The sequence below is a fragment of the Mycobacterium sp. PO1 genome, assembly GCF_017312405.1.
Classification (GTDB): Bacteria; Actinomycetota; Actinomycetes; order Mycobacteriales; family Mycobacteriaceae; genus Mycobacterium.
The window spans coordinates 1-22,750 of sequence record NZ_BLTG01000032.1; the positions used below are offsets into that span (position 1 = coordinate 1).

Below are 22,750 nucleotides of genomic sequence, written 5' to 3' on the forward strand. Positions count from 1 at the left end.
CCCCGACTAGGCTCGAGGGCATGAGTGCTGAGTCCATCACCGCCGGTCTGGGTGCCGAGTACGCCGCCACCGCGAGCGAGGCCTACCGGGCTGCGCTGCAGGTCATCGAGAGCGTGGAACCGCGTATCGCCGACGCGACCCGCAAAGAGCTTGCCGACCAACGCGACTCACTGAAGCTGATCGCCAGCGAGAACTACGCCTCACCGGCCGTGCTGCTGACGATGGGGACCTGGTTCTCGGACAAGTACGCCGAGGGCACCATCGGTCACCGCTTCTATGCGGCCTGCCAGAACGTCGATACCGTCGAAGCGCTGGCCGCCGAGCATGCCCGCGAGCTGTTCGGCGCCCCGTACGCCTACGTGCAGCCACACTCGGGCATCGACGCCAACCTGGTCGCCTACTGGGCGATCCTGGCGACCCGGATCGAGGCTCCGGGCCTGGCCGAGATGGGCGCCAAGCACGTCAACGATCTGTCCGAAGCGGACTGGGAGACGCTGCGCAACTCGATGGGCAACCAGCGGCTGATGGGGATGTCGCTGGACACCGGCGGACATCTGACCCACGGATTCCGCCCGAACATCTCGGGCAAGATGTTCCATCAGCGCCAGTACGGAACGGACCCCACCACGGGGTTCATCGACTACGACGCGGTCGCCGCGGCAGTGCGCGAATTCAAGCCGCTGGTGCTGGTCGCGGGTTACTCGGCCTACCCCCGACGGGTCAACTTCGCCAAGATGCGTGAGATCGCCGACGAGGTGGGTGCCACCTTCATGGTCGACATGGCGCATTTCGCCGGTCTGGTCGCGGGCAAGGTGTTCACCGGCGACGAGGATCCGGTGCCGCACGCCCACGTCGTGACGACGACGACGCACAAGTCGCTGCGCGGCCCGCGGGGCGGTCTGGTGCTGGCCACCGAGGAGTACGCACCGGCGGTCGACAAGGGCTGCCCGATGGTGCTCGGCGGCCCGCTGTCGCACGTGATGGCCGCCAAGGCCGTCGCGCTGGCCGAAGCCCGCCAACCGGCCTTCCGGCAGTACGCCCAGGCCGTCGCCGACAACGCACAGGCTCTCGCCGACGGGTTCGTCAAGCGGGACGCCGGCCTGGTCACCGGCGGCACCGACAACCACATCGTGCTGCTGGACGTCACATCGTTCGGTCTCACCGGAAGGCAGGCCGAGTCGGCGCTGCTGGATTCGGGCATCGTCACCAACCGCAACGCCATCCCGGCCGACCCCAACGGCGCCTGGTACACCAGCGGCATCCGGTTCGGCTCGCCCGCGCTGACCACCCGCGGGTTCGGCGCTGACGAGTTCGATCGGGTCGCCGAGCTCGTCGTCGAGGTGCTGAGCAACACCCAGCCGGCGGCGGGGCCCAACGGCCCGTCCAAGGCGAAGTACATCCTGGGCGAGGGCACGGCCGATCGGGTGCGCGCCGCGGCGGCCGAGCTGCTCGACGCCAACCCGCTGTACCCCGGCCTGACCCTCTGAGGCGCGCCGCGACACGACTGCGGGAATTTTACGATTCCCACAGAATTGGGTTACTGTAACTGCATGGCACAGAAACCTGTCGCTAACGCGTTGACCCTGGAACTCGAGCCTGTCGTTCTGCAGGAGTTGCGGCGGCACCTCGACACCGAGGACATCTGGTACGCCCATGACTACGTGCCCTTCGACAAGGGCGAGAACTTCGCGTTCCTCGACGGCAAGGACTGGGACCCGTCCCAGGTCACGCTGCCCAAGCACGTCACCGACGCCCTCGAGATCCTGCTCATCACCAAGGACAACCTCGCCGGCTACCACCGCGAACTCGTCGAGCACTTCATCCTCGAGGACAAGTGGGGCCGCTGGCTGGGGCGCTGGACCGCCGAGGAGCACCTCCACGCCATCGCGTTGCGCAACTACCTGGTGGTGACCCGCGAGGTCGATCCGGCCGCCAACGAGGACGTGCGCGTGGAGCACGTGATGAAGGGCTACCGCGCGGACTCCTACAGCCAGATCGAGACTCTGGTCTTCATGGCCTACTACGAGCGCGCCCACGCGGTGTTCTGCCGCAACCTGCAGGCGCAGCTCTCCGAACCGGTGCTGGCGGGGCTGGTCGGGCGGATCGCCAAGGACGAGGAACGTCACGAGGAGTTCTTCGCCAACCTGGTCGCACACTGCCTGACCTACAGCCGGGACGAGACGATCGATGCCATCGCGGCGCGCGCCGCGGCGTTGGACGTCGTGGGCGGAGACATCGATGCCTACCGCGACAAGATCGAGGTCGTCGCCGAGGCCGGCATCTTCGACAAGGCGGCGCTGGCCCGCGTCATCGCCGACCGGATCGCTGCGTGGGGACTGGCCGACGAACCGCGTCTGGCACAGTTCATCAGCTCGTAACGCGCACGCCGTTTCGTCTCGGCGCGCCTGTCGGGCGCGGGTGACGCACCGGGAGTAGCGTCGGTTCCGATGGCTAGCGAAATGCTCTGCTGTCCGGGCGGTCCACATCGTTTCGACACGACTTCGACACGACAAGGGACCGGCCCCGGTCCTGAGGCCGCTGTGTGTCCACCGGATGAGTTCGTGTGGGGTCACATGAACATGGATGCCCCAGGAGCGTTCCGTGACTGATCGCCGGACCTATGTGCTCGATACCTCTGTGCTGCTGTCCGATCCCTGGGCAATCATGCGGTTCGCCGAACACGAGGTGGTGGTTCCGCTCGTCGTGATCAGCGAGCTCGAGGCCAAGCGGCACCATCACGAACTGGGCTGGTTCGCCCGGCAGGCGCTGCGGCTGTTCGACGACCTGCGCCTCGAGCACGGCCGTCTCGACCAGCCGATCCCGGTGGGGGACGACGGCGGCACCCTGCACGTCGAGCTCAACCACAGTGACCCCTCGGTGTTGCCTGCCGGCTTCCGCAACGAGACCAACGACTCGCGCATCCTGACCTGTGCGGCCAACCTGGCGGCCGAGGGTAAGCGGGTCACGTTGGTGAGCAAGGACATTCCGCTGCGCGTCAAGGCCGGCGCGGTGGGTCTGGCGGCTGACGAGTACCACGCTCAGGACGTCGTCACCTCCGGGTGGACCGGTATGGCCGAACTGGACGTCGCCAGCGAGGACATCGACGGGTTGTTCGCCGACGGCGACGTCGACCTCGAAGCCGCCCGCGATCTGCCTTGCCACACCGGAGTCCGGTTGTTGGGCACCAACTCTCACGCTCTGGGGCGTGTCAACGCCGACAAGCGCGTGCAGGTGGTCCGCGGTGACCGCGAAGCCTTCGGCCTGCGCGGGCGTTCCGCCGAGCAGCGGGTCGCGCTCGATCTGCTGCTGGACGAATCCGTGGGCATCGTGTCGCTGGGCGGCAAGGCCGGCACCGGCAAGTCGGCGCTGGCCTTGTGCGCCGGTCTCGAGGCGGTGCTGGAACGGCGCACTCAACGCAAGGTCGTCGTCTTCCGCCCGCTGTACGCCGTCGGCGGGCAGGACCTGGGCTACCTGCCCGGCAGTGAGAGCGACAAGATGGGGCCATGGGCCCAAGCCGTGTTCGACACCCTGGAAGGTCTGGCCAGCCCGGCGGTGCTGGAGGAGGTCCTGTCCCGCGGGATGCTCGAGGTATTGCCGCTGACCCACATCCGCGGTCGTTCGCTGCACGACTCGTTCGTCATCGTCGACGAAGCGCAGTCGCTGGAGCGCAACGTGCTGCTGACGGTGTTGTCGCGGCTGGGGACCGGTTCGCGCGTGGTGCTGACCCACGACGTGGCGCAGCGCGACAACCTGCGCGTGGGCCGGCACGACGGGGTGGCCGCGGTGATCGAGAAGCTCAAGGGGCACCCACTGTTCGCGCACATCACGCTGCTGCGCAGCGAGCGTTCGCCGATCGCGGCGCTGGTGACGGAGATGCTCGAGGAGATCGGGCTGCCCTGAGCGGCGAATCCGGCGCGAAACGCGACACCGTGGGTGCCTGGGCGCGCCGGATTCGCAGAGGGTTGCTCGCCGTGGCGCTCGCGGCGGCGGTCGCGCCGGCCCCGATGGCGGCGGCCCAGCCCGTCGACTGTGCGGCGGTCAAGTGTGTGGCGCTGACGTTCGACGACGGGCCGGGCCCCTACACCGACCGGTTGCTGCAGATCCTTGGCGAGCACCACGCTCGGGCGACGTTCTTCCTGATCGGGGACAAGGTGGCCGCCGATCCGGCCGCGGCGGCGCGGATCGCCGGGGCGGGGATGGAGATCGGCAACCACACCTGGTCGCACCCCGACATGACGACGTTGCCGCCGCAGGAGATCGCCGCGCAATTCGCGGGCACCAGCGACGCCATCGAGGCGACCACGGGGCAGCGGCCCACGCTGGCCCGCACCGGCGGCGGCACCACCGACGACGCGGTGCTCGCCGAGGCGAAACGGCAGGGGCTGGCCGTGATCAATTGGGACGTCGTGCCGTTCGACTGGATCAACGACGCCGATGTCTCAGCCACCCGCGAAGTCCTGCTGCGTCAGATCAGGCCCAACTCGGTGGTACTGCTGCACGACACGTTCGCCACCACGGTCGACGTGGTAGCCGAATTCCTCCCGGTTCTCGAGGCGAACGGCTACCACCTGGTGACGGTCACCGAGATGCTCGGTCCGCGCCCGCCGGGCAGCCTCTACGGGGGCCGGGACAACGGCCCGCCGGCCGACGAACTCGTCGACACCGCGGGCTAGCGCAGTCAGCCTGCGCCGGGAAGCAACGGTTTCACCCGGTTGACGAGCTCGTTGATCGACAGCGCCACAAACAGCAGCGCGCACAAGGCCAGCAGCGAGTTCGACAGCCAGCCGTTGCGCCAGCGGGCCGGCACCTCGGTGTGCGGCAGCGCACCGTCGCGGCGCTTGTTCAACAGCACCAGCAAGGTGATGGCGAGAAACGGCATGAACAGCGCGCCGAGAACGCCGTAGGTGATCACCAGCGCCTGCGGCTCGTCGAGGAACAGCAGCACCATCGGCGGGAACGTGAGCCACAGCAGGTAGGACTTGAACAGCTTTCCGCCCGTGCGGGTGTCGGGGTGGCCCGACGGCAGTCCCCGCAAATTGCCGACGAAGTCGGCGAACAGCAGGCTCACCCCGCTCCAGACCCCGATGAGCGACGAGAACGACGCCGACCAGAAGCCCAGCAGGAACACCTTGCCGAACCAGTCGCCGTAGCGGTCGTCGAGGACGTTGGCCAGGTCCAGCAGGCCGCGGTCGCCGGTGGCGACCGCGACGTTGGCCGAGTACAACAACTCGGCCCCCACGATGAGCATCGCGACCACGAAGATGCCGGTGACCAGGTAGGCCACGCCGTTGTCGATGCGCATCACCTTCATGAATCGTGGTGCATACCAGCCTTTTTCCCGCAGCCAGTAGCCGTAGGCGGCGAGCGTGATCGTGCCGCCCACGCCGCCGGCGAGCGCCAGCGCGTAGAGCACCGAACCCTCCGGAAGGATCGGGCGCAGCCCCAGCAGGATCTGACCGACGTTGGGCACCGCGACGATCGCCGCGCCGACGACGGTGACGAACATGACGCCGACCAGCACCGCGATGACCTTCTCGAAGGCCAGGTAGCTGCCGAACCACACCATCGCCAGACCGATGAGGCCCGAGATCATCGCGACCCAACGCAACTCCAGACCGGGGAACAGCGTGATGATCGGCAGCGCCGACGACGACATCGCGGTGGCGCCGTAGACGAACCCCCAGATGACGATGTACGGCGCGAAATACCAGGTGGTCCAGCGGCCCAGGCTGCGCCAGCCCTCGAAGATGCTGCGCTCGGTCGCCAGCGAGTAGCGGCCGGCCGCCTCGACGAGGATCACCTTGAGGATCGCCCCCAGGACCGCGACCCACAGCAGCGCGTAGCCGTAGCGGGCGCCGGCGACCAACGTCGCCACCAGGTCGGCGGCCCCCACACCGGTGGCGGCGACCACCAGCCCAGGGCCGACGAACCGCCACCTCGGTCGCACCTGTGCGTCGTCGGTAGCGACGTGCACCGGTTGGTCACCACCCATGGATCTGCCCCCCGCCCTCTGGTATCGCACCAAAGTAGCGGCTGGGGCCAGTCGTCCGGGTCAGGACGCTCAGACCGGACCCCGACCGCGACCCCGAACGGTCAGTGACACCGAACGGTCAGTGACACCGAACCGTCACTGGCGCGGAACGGTCAGTGACGCGAAACGGTCAATGACACCGGTCAGTGGCGCGGAACGGTCAATGGCGCGCAACGGTCAGTGGCGCCGGCGAGACTCGACCAGATACCAGCCCGCCGCCGCGGCCCCTGACATCGCCAGCACCCGGTCGGCGCCTGCTCCGTGTCTGCCCTTGGACAGGTCGAGCAGCGAAGCCAGCCCCAGCATCACGAACCCCGTGCGCAGCGCGGGCTGGCTGGTCGCAGTGGTGACCAATGCGCCAGAAGTCGCCGCTGTGCCAGAAGCGGCTGTTGCGGCGGATGTGGACGTTGTGGCAGCAATGTCGTGCGGAGCGGGCACCGAGCCTCCTCGAGCGATTCGGGACCACTCGACGCTAGGCCGCAAGGACCCCACGTCGAATCGGGTGTTTCCCTAATTCTGTTGCGGTCCCGGCGATCCGTCAGCCGTTTTGCGCGATTTGGCGAGGGCGATCCGCGTCAGCGGTGGTCGTCTTTCACCTTCGCCATCGCCAGCACGTCGAGACGTTTGTCGAGCTCCTCCTCGGAGAGCTTGTCGCCGATCAGGCCCCGGTCGATGACCGCCTGACGGATCGTCTTGCGGTCCTTCAGCGCCTCCTTGGCGACCTTGGCGGCCTCCTCGTAGCCGATCGCCGAGTTCAGCGGCGTGACGATCGAGGGGGAGGACTCGGCCAGTTCGCGCAGCCGCTGGTCATTGGCCACCAGCCCGTCGATGCACTTGGCGGCGAACAGCTTCGAGACGTTGGACAGCAGGGTGAACGACTCGAGCACGTTGCGCGCCATCATCGGGATGTAGACATTGAGCTCGAAAGCGCCTGACAGGCCACCTACGGTCACCGCGGCGTCGTTGCCGATCACCTGGGCGGCGACCTGCGTGACGGCCTCGGGGATGACGGGGTTGACCTTCCCGGGCATGATCGAGCTGCCGGGCTGCAGGTCGGGCAGCTGCAGTTCGCCCAGGCCGGTCAGCGGACCCGAGCCCATCCAGCGGATGTCGTTGGCGATCTTGGTCAGCGACACCGCGATCGTCTTCAGCGCGCCGGACGCCTCCACCAAGCCGTCGCGCGCCGCCTGGGCCTCGAAAGAGTCCACCGCGGTGCGCAGTTCGGCGATGCCGGTCTGGTCTTTGAGCACCTCCACGACCTTCTCGCCGAAGCCGTCGGGCGCGTTGAGACCGGTACCCACCGCCGTGCCGCCGATGGCCAGCTCGCCGAGCCGGGGCAGGGTGGCCTTGACTCGCTCGATGCCGGCCTGGATCTGGCGGGCGTACCCGCCGAACTCCTGGCCCAGCGTCACCGGCACCGCGTCCATCAGGTGGGTGCGCCCGGACTTCACCGCGGTGTGCCACTGCCCGGCCTTGGAGGTCAGCGACTCGTGCAGCGTCTCCAGCGCCGGAATCAGGTGACGCACAGCGGCTTCGGTGGCTGCGATGTGCGTCGCCGTCGGGAAGGTGTCGTTGGAGCTCTGCGACATGTTCACGTGGTCGTTGGGGTGCACGGTGACCCCGTTCGCCGCGCAGATCGAGGCGATGACCTCGTTGGTGTTCATGTTCGAACTGGTGCCCGAGCCGGTCTGGAACACATCGATCGGGAACTGGTCGTCATGCTGGCCGTCGGCGATCTCGGCGGCGGCGGCGATGATGGCGTCGGCCTTCTCCGCGTCGAGCAGGCCGAGGTCCTTGTTCACCTGCGCGCATGCCCCTTTGAGCAGCCCCAGGGCGCGGATCTGCGTGCGCTCCAAGGGCCGGAACGAGATCGGGAAGTTCTCCACCGCCCGCTGGGTCTGCGCGCGCCACAACGCGTTCTTGGGCACCCGCACCTCGCCCATCGTGTCGTGCTCGATCCGGTACTCGACGTCCTTGTCGGTCATGTGCTCCCTGTTCGTCTCGGTGGGGGTCGGTGACTGGGTCGGTCTCAGGGGTCCAGAGCTGAAGGGTCCAGAGCTGAGGGGTCTAGGGCAGGGGGTAGGCGGCGGAGATGTCGCCGGTGAAGTTGACTGCAGAATATTCGTTGAGCTTCGAGAGGCGGTGGTAGGCCTCGACCATCCGGACCGTGCCCGACTTCGATCGCATCACGATCGACTGCGTCGTACAACCACCGCCGAAGAAGCGCACCCCCTTGAGCAGGTCACCGTCGGTGACGCCGGTGGCGCAGAAGAACACGTTCTCGCCGGCCACCAGGTCCGTCGTGGTCAGTACCCGGCTCAGATCGTGGCCGCGATCGATCGCCTGCTGGCGCTCCTCGTCGTCCTTGGGCGCCAGGGTCGCTTGGATCTCCCCGCCCATGCAGCGGATCGCCGCGGCGGTGATGATGCCCTCGGGGGTGCCGCCGACGCCGGCGAGCATGTCGGTTCCCGAATCCGGCCGGCACGCCGCGATCGCCCCGGCGACGTCGCCGTCGGAGATCAGCCGGATGCGGGCGCCGGCCGCACGCACGTCGGCGATGAGTTGCTCGTGACGCGGGCGATCCAGGATGCACACCGTGATGTCGGAGACCGAGGCCTTGCGCACCTTGGCGATGCGCTGGATGTTGGCCGCGATCGGCGAGGTGATGTCGATGAAGTCGGCGACGTCGGGTCCGGCGGCGATCTTGTTCATGTAGAACACCGCCGACGGGTCGAACATCGCGCCGCGCTCGGCCACGGCGAGCACCGAGATCGCGTTGGGCATGCCCTTGCTCATCAGCGTGGTGCCGTCGATCGGGTCGACGGCGAAGTCGCACTCCGGGCCGTCCCCGTTGCCGACCTCCTCGCCGTTGTAGAGCATCGGCGCGTTGTCCTTCTCGCCCTCGCCGATCACCACGACGCCGCGCATCGACACCGAGTTGACCAGTTCGCGCATGGCATCGACGGCGGCCCCGTCGCCGCCTTCCTTGTCACCGCGGCCGACCCATCGGCCGGCGGCCATGGCTCCGGCCTCGGTGACCCGCACGAGTTCGAGAGCGAGGTTGCGGTCCGGGGCCTCCCGGCGCGAGGGCGTTGTCATGGCCAGATTGTCCCATTAGTGGGTTCGGGTCAGGGAGCTGGGATACTGGGGAACATGACGACGCCGCCCGAGCCGGGACCGCAGGTCGGCGGGGAGCCCGGCGGACAGACCGAACCCGCAGGTTCCGCCGGTGCCGAAGCCGGATATGCCCTTCCGGGCCCGCGCCCGCAGAAGCCCCGATTGCTGCAGGACGGCCGGGACATGTTCTGGTCGATGGCGCCGCTGGTGCTGGCCTGCGTGGTGCTCGCCGGCCTGCTCGGCATGTGCTCGTTCGCCCCGTCCGGCCCCGGCGCGGGCCCCGCCCCCGACTATGACGCCCGCGCGGCACTGCAGGCCGACGCCCGTGCGCTCGACGTCCCCATCCGCCTGCCCCAGCTGCCCGAGGGCTGGCAGGCCAACTCGGGCAGTCGCGAGGGCATCGAGGCCGGCCGCACCGACCCGGCGACCGGCCAGCAGGTTCGCGCGGTCGCCTCCAGGGTGGGTTACCTGGCGCCCAGCGGCATGTACCTCAGCCTGACCCAGAGCAACGCCGACGAGGACGCCCTGGTGGCCACGTTCGGTTCCGAGCTGGTGCCCACCGGGGTGCAGGACGTCGACGGCGTCACCTGGGTGGTCTACCAGGGTGGGGAGCGCGACGGTGGCCGACCGGCCGAGCCGGTGTGGACCGCGCGGGTGCCCGGGCCGACCGGGCCGGCGCAGCTTGCGATAACCGGCGCCGGCAGCGCCGAGGAATTCCGGACCCTTGCCGCGGCGACGCAATCCCAGCCACCATTGACCGCGACGCAGTGACCAGCCGGCGAACGGAGATGCCATGACGGCCCCTGAATCGGATCTGAGCGGCTGGACGGCGGCCCCGTTCACCGCCAACGGGCTGACCTACGACGTGTACCGCAAGGGCGAGGGACCCGGTGTGGTGTTGATCCCGGAGATGCCGGGCCTGCATCCCGGGGTGCTGGCGCTGGGGAACCACCTGGTGGACAACGGCTTCACCGTCGCGGCGCCGTCGCTGTTCGGCACCCCCGGAGCGCCGGCGCTGTCGCCGAAGGCGGTGCCCACGCTGCTGAAGGGGTGCGTCGCCAAGGAGTTCGCCGCGTTCGCCACCAACGCCGACCGGCCGATCGCGCACTACCTGCGCGCGCTGGCCCGCGACCTGAACGACCGGACCCCCGGCAAGGGCGTCGGCGTGATCGGGCAGTGTTTCACCGGGGGTTTCGCGCTGGCCGCCGCCGTCGACGACAGCGTGCTCGCCCCGGTGATGAGCCAGCCGTCGCTGCCGCTGCCGCTGACCCCGAAACAGCGACGTGACGCGGGTGTGTCCGACGCCGAACTGAAGGTCGTCGAGCAGCGCGCCGCGTCCGAGGGGCTGTGCGTGATGGGTCTGCGGTTCAGCGAAGACGCGATGTCCCCGCGTGACCGGTTCACCACGCTGAAGAGCCGGCTCGGTGACGCGTTCGAGGTCATCGAGATTGATTCCGGAAAAGGCAACCCGGACGGTATCGGGCGCATGGCCCACTCCGTGCTGACCGACCAGGTCCGTGAGGTCGACGGCCACCCGGCCTATGAGGCGCGCAAACGCGTCGTGGAGTTCCTCACTTCTCGGTTGACGTAGCGGCCTGGGGACCGGGCTCGGCAGTGGGTTCGGACGTGGACTCGGACTCGCGTTCGGGCTGGGGTTCGGCCGGGGTGCGCGGCTTTCCGGGCAGCATCCGGCGCCACCACGGCACCGAACGGGCCTCGTCGTCGTCGCCGGCGTCGGCCTGGGTGCCGGTGATCGACTCGGCCGGTGCGCCGCGGTAGACCACCAGGTACACGCTGACCGTCGTGACGATGACGATCATCAGCACCGGGCCCAGCACGATGCCCCAGAACCCGAACATCGACAGCCCGGCGAACACCGCGAGCAGCATCAGCGCCGGATGCAGGTGGGCGCTCTTGGGCACCAGCAGCGGGCGCAGCACGTTGTCGATGTTGGTGGTGACGACGAGATGGAACACCACCACGAAGACGCCACCGAACACGTTGCCGAACAAGGCCATTCCGATGCCCAGTGGGATGGCGAGGATTCCGCTGCCGAGCGGGATGAATGCCAGTGCGGTCAAGAAGATGACGAACATGAAGAACGCGTCGTGGATGCCGCCCAGGTAGATCGACACTGCGCCGGCCACACCCTGGCAGACCGCGATGATGAACTGCCCCTTGACCGACGCCGAGACCATCGCGCCGATCTTGGCGAGATAGATGTCGGAGATGTTGTCACCCAACGGGTTGAGGTCGCGGAACAGATCGAGGACGCGGTCACCCTTGGTCAGCAGGGCCACGAACACGTACAGGAAGATGACCGCCGAGGTCACCAGCGACGCGATGCTGCCGACGGACTCCTGCAGGAAACTCAGCGCGTACTCGCCGCCGTTCTGCCCCAGCGTCGCCATCGCGTCGCGCACCGAGTCCTGGGTCAGCGTGACGTCCAGGAACGGGATGCGGGCCAGCACCTCGTTGGCCGAGTCGAGCAGCCGCTGAGCCAGTGCGGTGAAATCCGTTTCCGAAACCCACCGGCTGATCGAGTCGACCATCTGGCTGATCTGCATGAAGGCGAGGATGCCGACACCGGTCAGCGGTATCGCGACAATCAGGATCGCCGTCAGCAGCGTCACCGTCGCGGAGAGACCGACGTTCATCCTCGACCGCAGCCGGCTGTACAGCGGGTTGAACAGGTAGGCCAGCACGGCCGCGATGGCGATCAGCAGGACGTAGGACCGCAGAAAGTAGGCCCCGAAGCCGAGCGCGATGACCGTCATCACCACCAGCGCACGCTTCTGGGTAAGCGTCAATTCGTCGCGCATGCGCCCTCCCGTCGGCCGCCGAGCGCAACCTTAACCCGAGCCGGGGCGCCCGGACGCCTCTCCGAGCGTCTGGCGGGACCGCTGTCCGGTGACAAACCGCATGGCCAAACGGTTCATCAGCGTCGGCGTCAGCCGTGCGAACAGCCATTGCGCGTGTGCGACAGCCGGTTTGACGAGGATCGCCTTGTTGCGCTCGATCGCGCGCAAGGTGTCGCGGGCCAGGCGGTCGGCGTCGTAGGCCCTGCCGCCCTGGTTCTGCAGGAAGTAGTCGCGACCGACGAAACCGCCGACGGCGCCTTTGTCGAGGATCGGCGTCTCGACGGCGGCGGGGCAGACGACCGTGACGCCGACCCCGCGGGGTACCGCTTCCGTCCGCAGCGCCAGCGACAACCCGACGACCGCGTGTTTGGTCGCCACATAACTGGTGATCTGGCCGGCGGCGCTCAGACCGGCCATCGAGGCGGTGTTGACGATGTGGCCGTGGCCCTGGCGCAGCATCTGCGGGTAGGCCGCCGCGACGCCGTGCACGACACCGCGCAGGTTGACATCGATGATGGCGTTCCACTGGTCGAGGGTGAGCCGTTCGGTGTCGCCGCCCCAGACGATCCCGGCGTTGTTGAACATCAGGTCCAATCGACCCGCGCGGGCCACCACGTCGTCGACGGCAGCTTGCACCGCGGTGGCGTCGGTGACGTCCAGCCGGGCCGCCCGGGCGTGCGCACTCAACTCGGCCGCGGTGGCCGCGGCGGCGTGTTCGTCGATGTCGGTGCACACCACGTGCGCGCCGGCGCCGTCGAGTGCGCGGCACAGCGCGGCGCCGATACCGGATCCGGCGCCGGTGACCAACGCCTGCTTGCCGGCGACGCTCACGCCTGTTCCATCAGTTTCATGACGTGGCCCATCACGTCGGGATAGCGCTTGAGATGGGCGCCGCCGTTGATGTCGAGTACCTCGCCGGTCAGCCACGACGATCCAGGAGCGCACAGATAGAGCACCGCCTCGGCGATGTCCTCAGGTGTGCCCGCCCGTCCGAGCGCGGTGTTGCCGACGTAGTCCTCGACGACGCCCGGGACCGCTGCGGCAGCCGCGGTGAGCGGGGTGTGCACGAAGCCCGGCGCCACGGCGTTGACCCGGATGCCGCGCGGTCCCATCTCGAGGGCCGCGACCTGGGTCAGCATCGACAGACCGGCCTTCGCGGCGCAGTAGGCGCTCATCCCGGCGGCCGGCTGCCTGCCGTTGAGCGAGCTGATGTGGATCAGCGAGCCACCTTCGCGCAGGTGCCGGCCGGCGTGTTTGGACACGATGAACGCGCCGTTGAGACAGACGTCGATGACGGCGCGGAACTCCTCGGCGGGCATGTCGGTGATGAGACCGACGTTGCTGAAACCCGCGCAGTTGACGGCGATGTCGAGGGTGCCGTGACCATCGAACAGGCTCTGCACCGAGGTCTCGTCGGTGACGTCGACCGCTGCGGCGGAGTGAGGGCCGCCGAGCTCGGCGGCACGCTCACGCGCGGCATCGCCGTTCACATCGGCTATCACCACCCGGCACCCGTGCGCTGCCAGCGCACGGGCGCTCGCCCATCCGATGCCGGAGGCCCCGCCGACGACCACCGCCAGACGCTCGCCACTGTTGCTCATCCGGTCGGCCTTTCGACAGTGAAGTAGAACGTGTTCCAACTTCACATCCGGGCGGGCAATGCGCAAGAGGGGGGACCGATTCCGGCGCCGGCAGACCGGCACTGGCACACTCGGGGGCGTGACCGAACTGAACAGATCGGAGTCGATCACGGTGGCCGTGCCGCCTGACGAGCTCTACGCACTGGTGTCCGACGTGACGAGGATGGGTGAGTTCAGTCCCGTCTGTCGCGCCTGCTGGTGGGACGAGGGCGCCGGCCCTCAGGTGGGTGCCTGGTTCACCGGCCGTAACGAGGACGCAGGTCGCACCTGGGAGACGCGCAGCCAGGTGGTCGCCGCCGAGCCCGGCCGCAAGTTCGCCTGGGAGGTCAACGACGGCTGGGTGTATTGGGGCTTCACCCTGGAACCGGCAGGCGAGGGCACCGAGCTGACCCAGTGGTGGGAGTTTCTGCCCAAGGGCGTCGACGGGTTCCGCCAAGCTTTCGGCGTCACAGCCGAGGCCGAGATCGCCAAGCGCAGCGACGCCGCGCGCGAAGGGATGCCGGTCACGCTCGCCGCGATCAAGAAGACCGCCGAAACCGCTTGAGGCGACACAATCGCGGCGCTCAGCTGGTCGCGCTGCGTTTGACACACCGAAAGCCGAGGTGGCTCATCCCGGTGTCGACCTGCTGCGGGCGGCGGGCGGCCGGCCGGTACCGCATGCAGTAGCTGTCCGCGCAGAGGAACGAGCCGCCTTTGATGACGCGGCGGGCGACCTGGACCGGCTGGTCGGGGTCGTAGGTGTCTTCGGCGCAGCAGGGCTGGTCGTCGCGGGCCGGTCCGTACCAGTCGGTGGTCCACTCCCACACGTTGCCGGCCATGTCGGACAGGCCGTACCCGTTGGGCGGGAAGCTGCCCACGGGCGCCGTCTGGCCGTACCCGGTGTCGGGAAGGTAGGGGAACTCGCCGTGCCAGTAGTTGGCCAGTCGCTGCCCGGGCTTCTCCGGCTCATCGCCCCACGTGTAGGTCGCATGCGGCAGACCGCCCCGGGCCGCGACCTCCCATTCGGCCTCGGTGGGCAACGCCAGCCCGGCCCAGTCTGCATAAGCTTGCGCATCCTCGAACGCGACGTGCACGACGGGATGGTCGTCGCGGTTACGCAGCCCGGACCGCGGGCCCCGGGGGTGGTTCCAGCACGCGCCGGGCGTCCAGGTCCACCACTGGCTGAGATGCCTCAGGTCGACCGGTCCCGTCGTGCGACGGAACACCATCGAGCCCGGGTACAGGTTCTCCGGCGGCGCGCCCGGATAGTCGGCAGGGTCGAGCGGCCGCTCGGCCACGGTGAGATAGCCGGTGGACGTGACGAATTCGGCGAACTCGGCGTTGGTCACCTGGTGTGCCATGATCGCGAAGCCGTCGACGGTGACCTCGCGCGCCGGCGCCTCCTCCGGGTAGTGGTGGTCGGATCCCAGCATCGCGGTCTGCGTCGGCACCCACAGCAACTCGTCAGACACGTCGAGACCGCGCTGGCGGCGGGAAAGTGCGAGTAGCGGCCACCGCTGACACAGTCTCGACGAGGTTTGGCATCGACGTCACGTGCTCACGCCCCATCGAACACGGTTGTCCAGTCGTTGCGCATGCTCGCGACGGTCCAGCCGTTCGCTTCGGCGAGCTGCAGCGACTTCTCCGCCCCGGCAACATAATCGAACTCGCGCTCGCCGTCGTCGTGACGCACCAGCAGCGCCAGCGAGGGGTGCGGCGCGGCGGTCGCGTATTCCATCATCGCGATGTCACCGTTGGAGTTGCCGGCCGCGAAGATCGGCCGCCGTCCCACCCGGCCCCAGATGCGCACCGCCTTGACCGGTCCGTCGTTGAGGAACTCCGGGGTCGAGGTGGTTTTCAGGTGGCCGTCGACGAAGTCGAGCCCGACCGAACTTCCGATCACCCGCTCGGGCGGAACGCCGTACATCGGCGTGGTGATCGGGCGCATGAAGTCGCGGCCGCCGCCGGAGGCGATGTAATTGGTGAACCCGTGGTCCTCGAGATACCGCAGCAACTCCACCATCGGACGGTAACCGCATGCGGTGTAGGGAACCCCGAGCGTCGGGTGTGTCGCGTCGGCGAAGAACGCAGTGACCCGTTCGGCGTGCTCTTCGACGGTGAGACCGGCATAGGCCGACAACACCGCGCCGGCAAGCACTTTCAACGCCGAGTCATCACCGTTGTAGTGCTGGGTGACCGCATCGCCGAACCACGCGAGATCGCCCGAGGCGGCCGCGCGGTAGGCCGGGTTGTCGGTCAGTGACGGGTCCGCCGCGACCTGTTCGGCCAGCCGGCGGACCAGGAAGTCCAGCTGGATGTAGGCCGGCTTCTCACACCACAGCGTTCCGTCGTTGTCGAACACCGCGACGCGCTCCTGCGGTGCGACGTCGCGCACGGCACGACCGACGAAGTCGACGATCGCCGCCTTCGCCGCACAGTCGTGCCAGGACTCGAGTCCCGCCACGCTACCTCCCGTCGCTTCGCTCGCCGAGTTGTCAGCCGCCGATGGTCTCGAGGTAGTTGTTGAGCTTCTCGACGGCGTTGGTGATCGTGAACGACGCCGGTTCCTTGCGCGGCGGGAACTCCTTGAAGGTTTCCAGGAATTCCAGCACCAGGGCATTGGCCATGAACGCGATGTAGTCGTGGTCGAGGAACCAGTCCCAGTACGTGTTCGACGTGACATCGGCGTGCTCGAACGGGTCGGTGCGCAGGTTGAAGATCTTGGGCGCCCGCAGCTCGGTGAACGGCTCGAACCAGATCTGCAGCGTGCCCTGGCAACGCTGCTCCATGAACACGACCTTCCAGTTGTCCAGCCGGATGCCGAGCACGTCGCAGTCGTCGGAGAAGTAGATCAGGCCGCGGCGCGGGCTCTTGTCCACCTCGCCGGTCAGATACGGCAACAGGTCGTACCCGTCGATGTGCACGTGGTAGGTCTTGTCGTCGATCGTGTGCCCCTGCTTGAGTTTCTCCACGATCGAGGACTCGCCGGCGGCGGCCAGGAAGGTCGGCAGCCAGTCATGGTGCTGGACGATCTCGTTGGACACCACTCCGGCCGGGATCTTGCCGGGCCAGCGGATCATCTCCGGCACCCGGAACGCGCCCTCCCATCCGGTGTTCTTCTCACTGCGGAACGGCGTGGTCGCCCCGTCGGGCCAGGTGTTGGCGTGCGGGCCGTTGTCGGTGGAGTACACGACGATGGTGTCCTCGGCGATGCCGAGTTCGTCGAGGCAGTCCAGCAGCAGGCCGACGTGCTTGTCGTGGTCGACCATCGTGTCGTGGTACGGCGACTGCCAGCGGCCCGCCTGACCCAGGCTCTCCGGTTTGGTGTGCGTCCGGAAATGCATGTGGGTGGTGTTCATCCAGACGAAGAACGGGGTGTCGGCCTCGTGCTGACGCTTCATGAAGTCGATGGCCGCGGAGGTGGTCTCGTCGTCGACGGTCTCCATCCGCTTCTTGGTCAGCGGTCCGGTGTCCTCGACGCGCTGTTTGCCCAGCGGGCCGAAGCGCTCGTCGACCTCGTCGGACGCCTCGTCGGTTGCCCACGACTTGATGACGCCACGGGGGAGGAGGGCTTTTCGCAGCCGCGGCGCTTCCTCCTCGGTCGGGTAGTCCGGGTGCTCCGGTTCCTCCTCGGCGTTGAGGTGATACAGGTTGCCGAAGAACTCGTCGAAACCGTGCGCGGTGGGCAGATACTTGTTCAGATCCCCGAGATGGTTCTTGCCGAACTGGCCGGTGGCATAGCCCAGCGGCTTGAGCAGCGTGGCGATGGTGGGGTCCTCCGGGGACAGGCCCATGTCGACGCCCGGCATCCCGACCTTGGACAGACCGGTGCGGTACACGCTCTGGCCGGTGATGAACGACGAGCGGCCGGCCGTGCAGCTCTGTTCGCCGTACGAGTCGGTGAACCGCATGCCCTCGGCGGCGATGCGGTCGATGTTGGGGGTGCGATAGCCCATCAGCCCGTCGCTGTAGCAGCTGAGGTTGGTGATCCCGATGTCGTCGCCCCAGATCACCAGGATGTTGGGTTTCCCGTTCGGCATGAGTGTGCCTCGCTTCCGGCCTCGGTGTCTGAAGTCGTGATCGCCTGGAAGCCTAGCCATCGGGGCTCGGTGCGGCAGCGGATCGGCGCGCAGAGTCGTCGGCGATTTTCTGCGCTGTTCGTGCCTGCAATTTCGGTAGAGAATCAGCTATTACGCTTCGCATCGCTGACGTGAGCCGGGCTGCCTGCCCCGGGAGCTGTTCAACCGTACGGTTTTTGACCAGTCCCCCGTCGGACGTCACCAATTGTTCATGCGAGTTCCACCACGAGCGCAGATGCTGTGTAAAGCTTGCGCACACGGGTGCTACCGGAGCGCGGGACGGGGTGTCGACGTGAACGAGGACTTTGCCGGAAAGATCGAACTGGATGTCCGTGACTCGGTGGCCGATTGGTCCCCCTATGTGCTGAAGCGCGCGCCGGAAGGTTCGCCCAACATTCTCGTGGTGCTGTATGACGACACCGGGCTGGCGGCGTGGTCGCCCTACGGCGGTCGCATCGAGATGCCGGTGATGCAACGGCTGGCAGACAACGGTCTGACGTATTCGCAGTGGCACACGACCGCACTGTGCTCGCCGACGAGGTCGTGCTTCCTCACCGGACGCAACCACCACGTCAACCGCTCCTCGGCGATCACCGAAGCGTCGAACGGCTTTCCCGGTTCGGCCGCCCGGCTTCCGGCGGAATGTGCGACCGTCGCGCAGGTGCTGCAGGACAACGGCTACAGCACCTTCTGGGTCGGCAAGAACCACAACGTGCCCGAAGAGGATGTCGCCAGCGGCGGCAGCCGCTCGGAGTGGCCGCTGCAGAAGGGCTTCGACCGGTTCTACGGTTTTCTGGGCGGCGAGACAAACCAATGGTATCCGGACCTGGTGGAGGACAACCGGTTCATCGAGCAGCCCTACGGCCCCGAGGATGGCTACCACCTGTCGAAGGACATGGCCGATCAGGCGCTGAGGATGCTGCGTGACCAGCAGGCCACCAACCCGTCCAAACCCTGGTACATGTGGTTCTGCCCGGGAGCCAACCACGCGCCCCACCATTCCCCGGCCGAGTACGCCGACAAATACAAAGGCATGTTCGACGACGGATACGAGGCCTACCGCGAATGGGTGCTGGCCCGCATGGTGGACAAGGGCATTCTGCCCGAGGGCACGCAGCTGACCCCGCTCAACCCGATGCCCGACGACATTGCCGTGGATGCCGACCAGGTCCGGCCGTGGGATTCGCTCAACGACGACGAGAAGAGGCTCTTCGCGCGGATGGCAGAGGTGTTCGCGGGCTTCTCGGAATACTCCGACGCGCAGGTGGGGCGGGTCGTCGACTACCTCGAGCAGACCGGCCAACTGGACGACACGCTGATCTTCTACTGCGCCGACAACGGGGCCTCGGGCGAGGGCTCACCGAACGGGTCGGTCAACGAGAACAAGTTCTTCAACGGCTACCCCGACGAGCTGGCCGAGAACATGAAGTATCTGGAAACCCTCGGCGGCCCGGACACCTACAATCACTATCCGACCGGGTGGGCCGTCGCCTTCTCGACGCCGTTCCAGATGTTCAAGCGCTACTCGCAGTTCTCCGGGGGCACCTGCGACCCGATGGTGATCCACTGGCCGGCCGGCATCAAGGCCAAGGGCGAGGTGCGGCACCAGTACCACCACGCCACCGACGTGGTCGCCACCATCCTCGACGCCGTCGGCCTGGAGATGCCGACCACCTACCGTGGGGTCGACCAGTACCCGCTGAACGGGGTGTCGATGCGGTACAGCTTCGACGACGCCGACGCACCGACCACCAGGAAGCGCCAGTACTACACGATGCTGGGGACCCGGGGGATCTGGGAGAACGGCTGGAAGGCCTCGGCGATCCACGCCCCGCTGAGCGGGGCGGGCCACTTCGACGAGGACCGTTGGGAGCTCTACCACGTCGACGAAGACCGTTCGGAATCGAAGGACCTCGCCGACGAACACCCCGACAAGCTGCAGGAGCTGATCAAGACCTGGTTCGCCGAAGCCGACGCCAACTTTGTGCTGCCCCTCGACGACCGCTCGGCCACCGAGCTGCTCACCACCGAACGGCCCCAGTCCGAGCCGACCCGCAACCGCTACGTCTACTACCCGGGCACTGCGCCGGTGCCCGAGGGCGTCGCGGTCAACATCCGCGGCCGGTCGTACAAGATCATCGCCGACATTGACATCACTGACATCACCGACGGTGCGGAAGGCGTGATCTTCGCGCACGGTTCACGTTTCGGCGGCCACGCGTTGTTCATCAAAGATTGCAAACTGCATTATGTGTACAACTTCCTGGGCATCAAGCCCGAGCAGGAGTTCGTCTCCGAGGAGCTCCCTCCCGGCAAGCACTCCCTCGGAATGGAGTTCATTCGGGAAAGTGCGGGTGAGTACGGCGAATCGCACGGCACCACAACGCTGTACGTCGACGACAAGGTCGCGGCCAAGGGGCCGATGCGCGCGCAGGTCGGAAAGTTCACCCTGTCCGGTGACGGGCTGTGCGTCGGTTACGACAGCGGCGACAACGTCTCCAGCCTGTACCGATCGCCCGGAACCTTCACCGGGGGAACGATTCTGGGAGTGGGGATCGACGTCAGCGATGAGGCGTACCTCGACCTCGAAAAGGAAGCAGCCGCAGCGTTCGCCCGGGACTGATGGTGCCCCCAGCGGGCACGTCACCGACCTGCGGAGCCGAAGGGAGCGCAAGATGTCCGACTCAGCCAAGGCACAGCCGCATCTGGCCCGAGAGCACCTGCCGATACCCGACCCTCGGCATGTGGGGCTGACCACCTATGACGCCAAGGACCCCAACACCACGTACCCCCCGATCACCGAGCTGCGCCCGCCGAAGGGTGCGCCCAACGTGTTGATCGTGCTGATCGACGACGTCGGATTCGGTGCGTCGTCGGCGTTCGGCGGCCCCTGCGACACCCCGGTTGCCGAGAGGCTGGCCGCCAACGGTGTGAAGCTGAACCGGTTCCACACCACCGCGCTGTGCTCGCCGACCCGACAGGCGATGCTGACCGGCCGCAACCACCACTCGGTGGGCATGGGCGCGATCACCGAGATGGCCACCTCGGCGCCGGGCAACAACAGCATCCGACCCAAGGACAAGGCACCGGTGGCCGAGACGCTGAAGCTCAACGGCTACTCCACCGCCCAGTTCGGCAAGTGTCACGAAGTGCCCGGCTGGGAGGTCACTCCCGTCGGCCCCTTCCACCAGTGGCCGACCGGCTCTGGCTTCGAGTACTTCTACGGCTTCGTCGGCGGCGAGGCCAACCAGTACTACCCGGGTCTCTACGAGGGCACCACCGCTGTCGAACCGCCGCGAACACCGGAGCAGGGTTACACACTCACCGATGACCTTGCCGACCACGCGATCACCTGGGTGCGCCAGCAGAAGGCGCTGATGCCGGACAAGCCGTTCTTCATGTACTTCGCACCGGGCGCCACGCACGCCCCGCACCACGTGCCCAAGCAGTGGTCGGACAAGTACCGCGGCAGGTTCGACGACGGGTGGGATGCGCTGCGCGAGCGAATTCTCGCTCGGCAGAAAGAACTCCGCGTGGTTCCGCCGGATGCGGAGCTGACCGCCCGGCACGACGAGATCCCGGCGTGGGACGACATGCCCGACGATCTCAAACCGGTGCTGGCCAAGCAGATGGAGATCTACGCCGGATTCCTGGAGCAGACCGACCACGCGGTGGGACGGGTCGTCGACGCCATCTCCGATCTCGGCGTGCTCGACGACACGTTGATCTACTACATCATCGGCGACAACGGTGCCTCCGCGGAGGGCACCGTCAACGGTTGCTACAACGAGATGACCACGCTCAACGGCCTTCCCGGCATCGAGACCACCGAGTTCCTGTTGTCCAAGATCGACGCATTCGGCACTCCGGAGGCGTACAACCACTACGCGGTCGGGTGGGCGCACGCGCTGTGCGCGCCCTATCAGTGGACCAAGCAGGTCGCTTCGCACTGGGGCGGCACCCGCAACGGCACGATCGTGTCATGGCCGAACGGGTTGCCCGACAAGGGCGCCACGCGCGACCAGTTCCACCACGTCATCGACGTCGTGCCCACGATCCTGGAGGCCGCCGGCCTGCCCGCGCCCCACTCGGTCAACGGCACCACGCAGGCGCCCTTGGAAGGTGTCAGCATGATGGCGACCCTGCGCGATGCTGCGGTCCCCGAAACCCACCAGGTGCAGTACTTCGAGATGATGGGCAACCGGGGCATCTACTTCCAGGGCTGGACGGCCGTCACCAAGCATCGCACCCCGTGGAAGGCCGATGTCCCACCCCCGTTCGACGATGACGTCTGGGAGCTCTACGAGCCCGGGGACTGGACCCAGGCCCACGATGTGGCCTCCGAGAACCCGGCGAAACTCGCGGAACTGCAGCGGCTCTGGCTGATCGAAGCGACCAAGTACAACGTCGTCCCGCTCGACGACCGCGGCTTCGAACGCATCAACCCGGATATCGCCGGACGCCCCCAGCTCATCCGCGGAAAAAGTCAGCTGCTGTTCGACGGCATGCGGGTCAGCGAGTGGTGCGTGCTGAACCTGAAGAACCAGTCACACTCGGTGACCGCGAACCTCGACGTACCCGAGGCCGGCGCCGCCGGGGTCATCGTCACCCAAGGCGGCAGCGTCGGCGGGTGGACGCTGTATGCGCACGAGAACACACTGAAGTACTGCTACAACTACTTCGGGATCGACTACTTCGTCACTGCGGCAATCGAAGAGATTCCGGCGGGAAAACACCAGGTGCGCATGGAGTTCGGCTACGACGGTGACGGCTTGGGCAAGGGTGGTGACGTGACCCTGTATTACGACGGCCGCGAGGTGGGCCGGGGGCGGGTGGAGCGGACCCAGCCGATGGCGTTCTCCGCCGACGAGGCCTGCGACGTCGGGTGCGACACCGGTTCACCGGCCTCTCCGGACTACGGACCCACCGGCAACCGGTTCACCGGCACCATCGAATGGGTGCAGATCGACCTCGGCGGCGACGGCCAGAACCATCTCATCAAGCCGGAAGACCGTTTCAACATCGCGATGGCCAAGCAGTAGA

19 protein-coding genes are annotated in these 22,750 nt (G+C 67.5%); 9 read left to right on the plus strand and 10 right to left on the minus strand.

The window, feature by feature from the left end:
- The first annotated feature begins 20 nt into the window (after nucleotides 1-20).
- The 4 genes from J3476_RS13635 (at nucleotide 21) to J3476_RS13650 (ending at nucleotide 4,673) form a co-directional block, all read left to right on the plus strand.
- Nucleotides 21-1,487: a glycine hydroxymethyltransferase gene (locus J3476_RS13635; RefSeq protein WP_152518328.1), complete on the plus strand. Its 1,467-nt coding sequence runs from the start codon at nucleotides 21-23 to the stop codon at nucleotides 1,485-1,487.
- Nucleotides 1,488-1,550: 63 nt separating this feature from the next.
- Nucleotides 1,551-2,378: an acyl-ACP desaturase gene (locus J3476_RS13640; RefSeq protein WP_207066982.1), complete on the plus strand. Its 828-nt coding sequence runs from the start codon at nucleotides 1,551-1,553 to the stop codon at nucleotides 2,376-2,378.
- Between the two features lie 223 nt (nucleotides 2,379-2,601).
- Entirely contained in the window at nucleotides 2,602-3,900 is a 1,299-nt protein-coding gene (locus tag J3476_RS13645) for a PhoH family protein (RefSeq protein ID WP_207066983.1), read from the plus strand.
- A gap of 104 nt (nucleotides 3,901-4,004) precedes the next feature.
- On the plus strand, nucleotides 4,005-4,673 hold the full coding sequence (locus tag J3476_RS13650) for a polysaccharide deacetylase family protein (RefSeq protein WP_207067020.1): 669 nt from the start codon (nucleotides 4,005-4,007) through the stop codon (nucleotides 4,671-4,673).
- A 5-nt stretch (nucleotides 4,674-4,678) separates the two neighbouring features.
- On the opposite strand, the gene J3476_RS13655 is transcribed toward J3476_RS13650, so the two are convergent.
- From J3476_RS13655 to glpX, 4 genes are all read right to left on the minus strand, one after another.
- A complete protein-coding gene (locus J3476_RS13655) occupies nucleotides 4,679-5,992 on the minus strand; it encodes an Nramp family divalent metal transporter (protein WP_207066984.1) in 1,314 nt (437 codons plus the stop codon).
- A 216-nt stretch (nucleotides 5,993-6,208) separates the two neighbouring features.
- Nucleotides 6,209-6,385 carry a hypothetical protein gene (locus tag J3476_RS13660; RefSeq protein WP_207066985.1) on the minus strand — a complete coding sequence of 59 codons (177 nt, stop codon included), beginning with the start codon at nucleotides 6,383-6,385 and terminating at the stop codon, nucleotides 6,209-6,211.
- Nucleotides 6,386-6,606: 221 nt separating this feature from the next.
- Nucleotides 6,607-8,016, minus strand: a complete 1,410-nt coding sequence (locus tag J3476_RS13665) for a class II fumarate hydratase (protein ID WP_207066986.1) — start codon at nucleotides 8,014-8,016, stop codon at nucleotides 6,607-6,609.
- An 82-nt stretch (nucleotides 8,017-8,098) separates the two neighbouring features.
- Nucleotides 8,099-9,130 carry a class II fructose-bisphosphatase gene (glpX, locus tag J3476_RS13670; protein ID WP_207066987.1) on the minus strand — a complete coding sequence of 344 codons (1,032 nt, stop codon included), beginning with the start codon at nucleotides 9,128-9,130 and terminating at the stop codon, nucleotides 8,099-8,101.
- A gap of 54 nt (nucleotides 9,131-9,184) precedes the next feature.
- Here glpX and J3476_RS13675 point away from each other — a divergent pair, with 54 nt between their 5' ends.
- Nucleotides 9,185-9,919, plus strand: coding sequence for a DUF4245 domain-containing protein (locus J3476_RS13675; protein ID WP_207066988.1), 735 nt, complete (start codon nucleotides 9,185-9,187; stop codon nucleotides 9,917-9,919).
- A 22-nt stretch (nucleotides 9,920-9,941) separates the two neighbouring features.
- The gene (locus tag J3476_RS13680) at nucleotides 9,942-10,739 is read left to right on the plus strand and encodes a dienelactone hydrolase family protein (protein ID WP_207066989.1); all 798 of its coding nucleotides are present in this window, start codon (nucleotides 9,942-9,944) and stop codon (nucleotides 10,737-10,739) included.
- On the opposite strand, the gene J3476_RS13685 is transcribed toward J3476_RS13680, so the two are convergent.
- The 3 genes from J3476_RS13685 to J3476_RS13695 are packed head-to-tail and all read right to left on the minus strand — an operon-like array spanning nucleotide 10,720 to nucleotide 13,610.
- Nucleotides 10,720-11,970, minus strand: coding sequence for an AI-2E family transporter (locus J3476_RS13685; RefSeq protein WP_207066990.1), 1,251 nt, complete (start codon nucleotides 11,968-11,970; stop codon nucleotides 10,720-10,722). The genes J3476_RS13680 and J3476_RS13685 overlap by 20 nt on opposite strands.
- Nucleotides 11,971-12,000: 30 nt before the next feature.
- Nucleotides 12,001-12,840, minus strand: a complete 840-nt coding sequence (locus J3476_RS13690) for an SDR family oxidoreductase (RefSeq protein ID WP_207066991.1) — start codon at nucleotides 12,838-12,840, stop codon at nucleotides 12,001-12,003.
- Nucleotides 12,837-13,610 carry an SDR family NAD(P)-dependent oxidoreductase gene (locus J3476_RS13695; protein WP_207066992.1) on the minus strand — a complete coding sequence of 258 codons (774 nt, stop codon included), beginning with the start codon at nucleotides 13,608-13,610 and terminating at the stop codon, nucleotides 12,837-12,839. The genes J3476_RS13690 and J3476_RS13695 overlap by 4 nt, the downstream gene beginning before the upstream one ends.
- 118 nt (nucleotides 13,611-13,728) lie before the next feature.
- Between J3476_RS13695 and J3476_RS13700 the strand changes: the two genes are divergently transcribed.
- On the plus strand, nucleotides 13,729-14,193 hold the full coding sequence (locus tag J3476_RS13700) for an SRPBCC family protein (RefSeq protein ID WP_207066993.1): 465 nt from the start codon (nucleotides 13,729-13,731) through the stop codon (nucleotides 14,191-14,193).
- Between the two features lie 19 nt (nucleotides 14,194-14,212).
- On the opposite strand, the gene J3476_RS13705 is transcribed toward J3476_RS13700, so the two are convergent.
- From J3476_RS13705 to J3476_RS13715, 3 genes are all read right to left on the minus strand, one after another.
- Complete coding sequence (locus tag J3476_RS13705) at nucleotides 14,213-15,100, minus strand: formylglycine-generating enzyme family protein (protein ID WP_207066994.1); 888 nt, start codon at nucleotides 15,098-15,100, stop codon at nucleotides 14,213-14,215.
- Between the two features lie 86 nt (nucleotides 15,101-15,186).
- Nucleotides 15,187-16,092, minus strand: coding sequence for an HAD family phosphatase (locus J3476_RS13710; protein WP_207066995.1), 906 nt, complete (start codon nucleotides 16,090-16,092; stop codon nucleotides 15,187-15,189).
- A gap of 31 nt (nucleotides 16,093-16,123) precedes the next feature.
- The gene (locus tag J3476_RS13715; RefSeq protein ID WP_207066996.1) at nucleotides 16,124-17,668 is read right to left on the minus strand and encodes an arylsulfatase; all 1,545 of its coding nucleotides are present in this window, start codon (nucleotides 17,666-17,668) and stop codon (nucleotides 16,124-16,126) included.
- Between the two features lie 274 nt (nucleotides 17,669-17,942).
- Here J3476_RS13715 and J3476_RS13720 point away from each other — a divergent pair, with 274 nt between their 5' ends.
- Both J3476_RS13720 and J3476_RS13725 read left to right on the plus strand, forming a co-directional pair.
- Nucleotides 17,943-20,330, plus strand: coding sequence for an arylsulfatase (locus J3476_RS13720; RefSeq protein ID WP_207066997.1), 2,388 nt, complete (start codon nucleotides 17,943-17,945; stop codon nucleotides 20,328-20,330).
- Nucleotides 20,331-20,382: 52 nt separating this feature from the next.
- Nucleotides 20,383-22,749 carry an arylsulfatase gene (locus J3476_RS13725; RefSeq protein WP_207066998.1) on the plus strand — a complete coding sequence of 789 codons (2,367 nt, stop codon included), beginning with the start codon at nucleotides 20,383-20,385 and terminating at the stop codon, nucleotides 22,747-22,749.
- Nucleotide 22,750: the final 1 nt, after the last annotated feature.

What these genes read in the sequence shown, in the direction of transcription:
- J3476_RS13635 (WP_152518328.1), top strand. Translation starts at nt 21, where the DNA reads ATGAGTGCTGAGTCCATCACCGCCGGTCTGGGTGCCGAGTACGCCGCC.
- J3476_RS13640 (WP_207066982.1), top strand. Translation starts at nt 1,551, where the DNA reads ATGGCACAGAAACCTGTCGCTAACGCGTTGACCCTGGAACTCGAGCCT.
- J3476_RS13650 (WP_207067020.1), top strand. Translation starts at nt 4,005, where the DNA reads ATGGCGGCGGCCCAGCCCGTCGACTGTGCGGCGGTCAAGTGTGTGGCG.
- J3476_RS13655 (WP_207066984.1), bottom strand. Translation starts at nt 5,992, where the DNA reads ATGGGTGGTGACCAACCGGTGCACGTCGCTACCGACGACGCACAGGTG.
- J3476_RS13665 (WP_207066986.1), bottom strand. Translation starts at nt 8,016, where the DNA reads ATGACCGACAAGGACGTCGAGTACCGGATCGAGCACGACACGATGGGC.
- glpX (WP_207066987.1), bottom strand. Translation starts at nt 9,130, where the DNA reads ATGACAACGCCCTCGCGCCGGGAGGCCCCGGACCGCAACCTCGCTCTC.
- J3476_RS13675 (WP_207066988.1), top strand. Translation starts at nt 9,185, where the DNA reads ATGACGACGCCGCCCGAGCCGGGACCGCAGGTCGGCGGGGAGCCCGGC.
- J3476_RS13680 (WP_207066989.1), top strand. Translation starts at nt 9,942, where the DNA reads ATGACGGCCCCTGAATCGGATCTGAGCGGCTGGACGGCGGCCCCGTTC.
- J3476_RS13685 (WP_207066990.1), bottom strand. Translation starts at nt 11,970, where the DNA reads ATGCGCGACGAATTGACGCTTACCCAGAAGCGTGCGCTGGTGGTGATG.
- J3476_RS13695 (WP_207066992.1), bottom strand. Translation starts at nt 13,610, where the DNA reads ATGAGCAACAGTGGCGAGCGTCTGGCGGTGGTCGTCGGCGGGGCCTCC.
- J3476_RS13715 (WP_207066996.1), bottom strand. Translation starts at nt 17,668, where the DNA reads ATGCCGAACGGGAAACCCAACATCCTGGTGATCTGGGGCGACGACATC.
- J3476_RS13720 (WP_207066997.1), top strand. Translation starts at nt 17,943, where the DNA reads ATGCTGTGTAAAGCTTGCGCACACGGGTGCTACCGGAGCGCGGGACGG.
- J3476_RS13725 (WP_207066998.1), top strand. Translation starts at nt 20,383, where the DNA reads ATGTCCGACTCAGCCAAGGCACAGCCGCATCTGGCCCGAGAGCACCTG.